Source organism: Longimicrobium sp., assembly GCA_036377595.1.
GTDB lineage: Bacteria > Gemmatimonadota > Gemmatimonadetes > Longimicrobiales > Longimicrobiaceae > Longimicrobium.
Map to the genome: position 1 here is coordinate 1 of DASUYB010000206.1, position 5,992 is coordinate 5,992.

Genomic DNA, 5,992 nt, shown 5'->3' on the forward strand with positions numbered 1-5,992 from the left:
TCCCTCACCGCCTCGGCGTCCACCACGCCCGATCCGCCGACCAGTCCCGCCGCGATCTCCAGCCCCGTCAACGCCTGCCGTGCGTCGCCGCCAGTGTTGCGCACCAGCGCGTCCTCCGCGTCGGGCTCCAGCGTCACGCGGCCGCCCAGCCCGCGCTCCGGATCGCTTACCGCGCGGCGGACCACGGCGCGGACGTCATCCTCCGTCAGCGGCTCGAGGACCAGGACGCGCGAGCGGGAGAGGACGGCGGCGTTGATCTCGAACGCGGGGTGTTCCGTCGTCGCCCCGACCAGCGTCATCAGGCCGGACTCGATCCAGGGGAGTAGGAAGTCCTGCTGCCCCTTGTTCAGCCGGTGGATCTCGTCGATGAAGAGGAGCGTGCGGCGCCCCGCCTTCCGCCGCGTCTCCGCCTCCTTCACCACCTCGCGCAGCCGGGGGACGCCCTCGCTGACGGCGTTGAAGGGGACGAAGGTGGCCCCGCTGGCCGCGGCGATCAGGCGGCCGAGCGTGGTCTTCCCGCTCCCCGGCGGGCCGTGGAGGATGAGGTTGGGGAGATGGCCCGCGGCCAGCAGCTTCCGCAGCGTCCCCTCGGGCCCCACGAGCGCCTGCTGGCCGACGATCTCGTCCAGCGAGCGCGGCCGCATCCGCTCGGCCAGCGGCGCGTCCGCGGCGGGTGAGGGAGACGAAGGCTCGTCGCGGCGGCTCGGCGGCGGCGCCTCGGGTTCGCCGAAGAGGGAGAAGTCGCTCACGGGACGATCCCCCGCAGCATCAGGAAGGTCGCGTAGAAGAGCGCGGACCCGGCGCAGACCGCCAGCGCCGGCGCCAGCTTGTGCCCCTTCTGCACCTCGGGCACCAGGTTCGACGCGGCCACGTAGATGGTGACCCCCGCGCTCAGCGCCAGCCCGTGGCGGGCGAGCGGGCCGACGTACTCGGTCAGCAGCACGCCGAGGACGGTCGACAGCCCCAGCGCCAGCACCGCGGCCAGCGCGCGCCGCCGCGAGTTGCCGCTGGCCAGCATGATGGAGGCGACGGTGACGCCCTCGGGCACCTTGTGCAGCACGATGGCGATGAAGACGAGAAGTCCGAGCCAGGACGCCACGCTGAACCCCGCGGCGATGGCCACGCCGTCGAAGAAGGTGTGCAGCACCAGCCCCAGCAGCGCGGCGATGCCGACCCAGGGGTTCACCATCTCGTGCGTGTGCGTTTCCTCGCCGAAGTGGAAGTGCGGCGTGAGCGCGTGCTGGGTGAGGTGGACCAGGAGGTAGCCGACCAGGATCCCGGCCGCCGCGCCCGCGCCGCCGACCTCCACCGCCTCGGGCACCATCCCCAGGAAGGCGGTGGCCAGCATGAACCCCGCGCCGAAGGCGATGAGCAGGCGCTGCGCCCCCCGCCCGCCGCGCGAGTGGCCGGTGATGACGAGCCCGCCCAGCACGTTGGCGGCCGCCGCGATCAGGGCGTACAGGAGCGCAGACTTCAACGAGCGAATCCGGGTCGGGACAGGGAGAAAAACCGCACGTTCCGCGCGACAAGTGACGGTGCGCGGGGGTGGATGTCAACGGCCCCTCATCCCCCCGACCCCCTTCTCCCAAACTGCGGGAGAAGGGGGAGACCTCAGCGCGGGGAGGGGGTTCAGGTGCGGGCAGGAAGGGCCGGCGCGGCCGCGAGTGGCCCCCTCCCCCGGCCCCTCCCCCGCTGCGCAGGGGAGGAGAGAACAGAAAACAGCGGCCGCGGTTGGTTGCTGTTCACCTCTCCTGCTGTCGGGAGAGGTCGGAGAATCGGCCGTGACATGCAGTACCGTCACGGCCGATTCTCCGGGTGAGGGTGGATCGCCGCGGCGTGCACCCAATCCGCTGCTCCGCGTGAGCCCAATCTTTTTAGACTATCGTTCCGCGGACGAGTCCACTGCCTCACCCTCGCGCGATCGGCGCCGGCGGCGGAGCGGGCGCCGCAGGACGACACGCGTGCGGCGCGCGGCCTCGATGCGGCGCGCGTGCGCGTTCAGCAGGTCGCTGCGGGAGATGATCCCCAGCAGCTCGCCGGGATCGTCGCGCGAGACGACGACGAGCCGGCCGACGCCCTCCGCCACCATGTGGTCCGCCGCGTCGCGCAGCGAGTTGTCCTCGTACGCCACCACCGGCGGCCGCTTCACCAGCTCGCCGATGCGGCGCGACACGGGGGCGTCCAGGTCCAGCAGGTCGCGCCGCGTCACCACGCCGACAAGCCGGCCGCCCGCGTCCACGACGGGGAAGCCCTGGTGCGTCGTCCCCGCCCCGTGCGAGGCCAGCCAGGCGCGAACGCGCTCCAGCGTGTCGTCCGCGCGCAGGCTCACCACCTGCCGCGCGGCCGTGTCGCCCACGCGCACGTGGCGCAGGTAGTCGCTCACGAACTCCGTCCCCGCCTCGGTGCCGCGCCGCGCCAGCTTCTCCGTCATGATCGACGTGCGGCTGACCAGCAGGGAGACGAGGTAGGCCGCGCTGCACCCCGCCAGCAGCGGCAGCAACCCCATCGGCTGGCGCGTGGTCTCGAACGCGAAGACGACCGACGCCAGCAGCGCGTGCGACGCCCCGGCGAAGATCGCCGCCATCCCCACCAGCGCGGCCACGTGCGGATCGATCCCCAGCGCGGGGAACGCCGCCGCCGCCACGCCGCCCACTGCCGCCCCCGCGCCCCCGCCGATGGTGAAGAGCGGCGCCAGCGTCCCCCCCGACGTGCCGCTCCCCAGGTACACCGACCAGGAGACGAACTTCAGCACGACGAGCACGATCAGCGCGTGCCCCACGATCCCGCCGGAGAGGATGGCGTCGATGTTGGTGTAGCCCACGCCCAGCGTGCGCGGCTCGATCCACCCGATCACCCCTACCGCCACCGCGCCGATGGCCGGCCACCACATCCAGTGCACGGGGATGCGCTCGAACGCGTCCTCCACCGCATAGACCAGACGCGTGATCCACGCCGCCAGCAGGCCGATCAGCGCGCCCAGGACGGCGTAGGAGGCCAGCGCCGCACCGCCCGGCTGTGCGACGGCGGGCATGGGGAAGACGGGCGAGGCGCCGTTCAACGCCAGCCGCACCCCCGTCGCCGCCGCGGCCGCCAGCGCGACGGGGACCACGGAGCGCGCGCGGTACTCGAACAGCAGCAGCTCGACGGCCAGGAGGACGGCGGAGACGGGGGATCCGAAGGTCGCCGCCATCCCGGCCGCGGCGCCGGCCGCCAGCAGCGTCTTGCGCTCGTCGGCGGTGATGCGGATCACCTGGCCGACCAGCGAGCCCAGCGCGCCGCCGGTGGCGATGATCGGCCCCTCCGCGCCGAAGGGGCCGCCGGTGCCGATCGCGACGGCTGCCGAGAGCGGCTTCAGGAACATCACCCGCGGGGGGATGCGGCTCTCGCCGTGGAGGACCTTCTCCATCACCTCCGGGATCCCGTGGCCGCGGATGGCCGCCGAGCCCCACCGCGCCATCACCCCCACCACCAGCGCGCCGAGGATGGGGACGACGATCACCCACGGGCCGAGGTGATGGCCCGCGGGCGAGGTGAAGCGCGCCTGCACCCGGCCGTAGAACGCCAGGTTGGTGATCAGGCCGATCAGCCGCGTCAGCAGCTCGGCCACGAACCCCGCGCAGATGGCCACGGCGATCGACACGCCGCAGATCGCCACCGTCCGCCGGTCCACCCGCGGATGCACGCGCGGGGCGCGCACCGCCGCCAGCGACGGGCCCAGCGACGGCGCCACCGCCAGCCCGTCGGCGGTCGCGCCCTCCCTCAGCCGCTCGGGTCGTCCCTCAGCCTCCATCTCCCGGTCCATCGTCCTCGAAGAACATGGGTGCCGGCTCGCCGGCGAACCCCGCGTCGCGCACCAGCGTTTCCAGCGCCTCGGCCAGCGCGTGCACCTGCTCGGGCGGCATCGCCTGCATCGCCGTGAGCATCCGGCTCTGTGCCGTGCGCGGGGCGCTCTGCACCAGCTGCCGCCCGCGCTCGGTGATGGTGATCTCCATCCGCCGCGCGTCGTCGGCCGAAGGCTCGCGCTTGGCGAAGCCGCGCTCCACCAGCCGCGAGACCACGGTGGACACCGAGCTCTGGTGCGTGCTGGTGCGCTCGGCCAGCTCGTTGACCGACCGGGCCGGCGCGTCGTGCAACTGCTGCAGCACGAACAGCTGCGCGCCGCTGATCCCGATCTCCTTCTCCACCGCACGGGTGGAGATGCGAAGTGCGCGGACCAGGGCCCGCAGTGAGTTCATCACCGAGGTGACCTCCTGGGCCGCGGTCTTCCGCTCTGTCATATGGTCTCCCATACGTTTGTTACAAGGTAGCGATTCGGGGGAGCATTCTCAAGCGCAAATCCCCATTCTTCCCGTGCGCGTACGAAGCCGTCGTGCCGCGCGGATGCATCGGGTTTGCGCAGTATGGCGAACCGCGTGCGGAAAGTCCAAGGGTCCCCTCCCTTGCCCGGGGCCCAGCGCGACGGATAGCTTTCCGTCTCCCCATCGCTTCCGATTGCGGCCCAACGACTTGGCCGCGCCGTGAGATCTCTGACACGCAACCGTGATGCATCCCCTCGCCCGCCTCCCGCGCATCCCGGGTGCCGCCCTGGCGCTGCTGCTGGGCGCGGCGGCCTGCCGCGGCGGCGGCCACGCGCAGACGCAGGCGCCGCCCGCCGCGCCCGCGTCGGTCGACTGGGCCAGCGTCAGCAGCCGCGACCTGAACATCGCCTCGGTGTTCCTGGTGGCGCGCGACGTGGGCGTGCGGCAGGCGCTCGACAGCCTGACCGTGCTCACGCGACACGACCCGCAGCTCGAGCCGCTGGGCCACGCCATCGCGCACGGGCTGGGCCGCTTCGCCATCGCCCAGCGCGGCTACGACCTGGCGGTGTTCGCCGAGTGTCGGCCGACCTTCCTCTCCGGCTGCTATCACGGCGTGCTGGAGGGCTACCTCTCCACCCGCCGCGAGGGCGACGTGGCGGCGCTGCGCGGCGTCTGCACCTCGGCGGCGGTGGCGCGGATGCCGCCGTACGCCTTCCGCGAGTGCGCGCACGGGATCGGCCACGGTCTTACGGGCGCGCGGGGCCACGACCTGTGGGCGGCTTTGGGGGATTGCGACGCGGTGCTCCCCGGCGGCGTCGCCCAGCGCGAATGCTACGACGGCGCGTTCATGGAGAACGTGGTCCACTCGATGGGATCGACGGAGGTCAACGTCGGCGACGCGACGGCTGCGCACCACGCCCACGGCGGCCGCGACCTGAAGCTGCTGAAGGCCGACGACCCGTACTTCCCCTGCGACAGCGTGACGGCTCCCGGCCGCCAGCCGTCGTGCTGGGCCTATCAGCCCGTGGTCTTCTTCCAGGCGTTCGGCGGCGACATGAGCCGCGTGGTCCGCGCCTGCGACCGCGCGCCCGCGGGCTCCGCCTCCGCCTGCTTCCGCGGCCTGGGCAAGCAGACCATCGGTCGCATGCCCATGCAGCCGGACGAAGTCGCGCGCATCTGCCACGACGCGGGCGCGGCGCACACGGTGGACTGCCTGGCGGGCGCGGTGGAGTTCTTCGTCGACCAGGAATGGAGCGCCGAGCCGGCCTTCGCCTTCTGCGCGCGCCTCCCCGCCGGCGACCGCGAGGGGTGCTACCGCGTCGTCGGCGAGCGCGTGGCGTGGATCGATCCGAGTCCCGCCGCGATCCGCGCCGCCTGCGCGAAGGCGGAGCTCGCGTACCGCGCCGCCTGCGTCCAATCCGCCGAATCCGAGCACGCCGCCGACGTCGTCGCGCGCGCCGCGGCCGCATCCCCGCCGGCCGCTGGCACGGCGCCGATGCACCATCCCCATTGAACGCGAAACCGGAAAACAGAAGGGCTCACGCAGAGTCAGCAGGGTAAGCAGTTTGTAACCAACTGCTTACCCTGCTGACTCTGCGCAGGCGTTCGACAGCACCGTTTTACACGTTGGCCATAAGAGGTTGAACAGCAACAAGATACAACAAGACCCCGTCGGACGCGTGTACAACGCGTCC

5 protein-coding genes are annotated in these 5,992 nt (G+C 72.5%); 1 reads left to right on the forward strand and 4 read right to left on the reverse strand.

Annotated elements, in window-relative coordinates; translation table 11 throughout:
• The 4 genes from VF092_31760 to VF092_31775 all read right to left on the reverse strand — a co-directional run.
• Nucleotides 1–749: AAA family ATPase (locus VF092_31760; protein ID HEX6751914.1), on the reverse strand; the 749-nt coding region annotated here is incomplete at its 3' end.
• Complete coding sequence (locus VF092_31765; protein HEX6751915.1) at nucleotides 746–1,477, reverse strand: ZIP family metal transporter; 732 nt, start codon at nucleotides 1,475–1,477, stop codon at nucleotides 746–748. The genes VF092_31760 and VF092_31765, both read right to left, overlap by 4 nt.
• Before the next feature lie 402 nt (nucleotides 1,478–1,879).
• A complete protein-coding gene (locus VF092_31770) occupies nucleotides 1,880–3,802 on the reverse strand; it encodes a chloride channel protein (protein ID HEX6751916.1) in 1,923 nt (640 codons plus the stop codon).
• Nucleotides 3,780–4,277: a MarR family transcriptional regulator gene (locus VF092_31775; GenBank protein ID HEX6751917.1), complete on the reverse strand. Its 498-nt coding sequence runs from the start codon at nucleotides 4,275–4,277 to the stop codon at nucleotides 3,780–3,782. Before VF092_31775 ends, VF092_31770 begins: the two co-directional genes overlap by 23 nt.
• A 265-nt stretch (nucleotides 4,278–4,542) precedes the next feature.
• Here VF092_31775 and VF092_31780 point away from each other — a divergent pair, with 265 nt between their 5' ends.
• Complete coding sequence (locus tag VF092_31780; protein ID HEX6751918.1) at nucleotides 4,543–5,811, forward strand: hypothetical protein; 1,269 nt, start codon at nucleotides 4,543–4,545, stop codon at nucleotides 5,809–5,811.
• Nucleotides 5,812–5,992 lie beyond the last annotated feature (181 nt).

Excerpts from the sequence above, each read along its gene's own strand:
- VF092_31770 (HEX6751916.1), bottom strand. The coding sequence starts at position 3,802 with ATGGACCGGGAGATGGAGGCTGAGGGACGACCCGAGCGGCTGAGGGAG.
- VF092_31775 (HEX6751917.1), bottom strand. The coding sequence starts at position 4,277 with ATGACAGAGCGGAAGACCGCGGCCCAGGAGGTCACCTCGGTGATGAAC.
- VF092_31780 (HEX6751918.1), top strand. The coding sequence starts at position 4,543 with ATGCATCCCCTCGCCCGCCTCCCGCGCATCCCGGGTGCCGCCCTGGCG.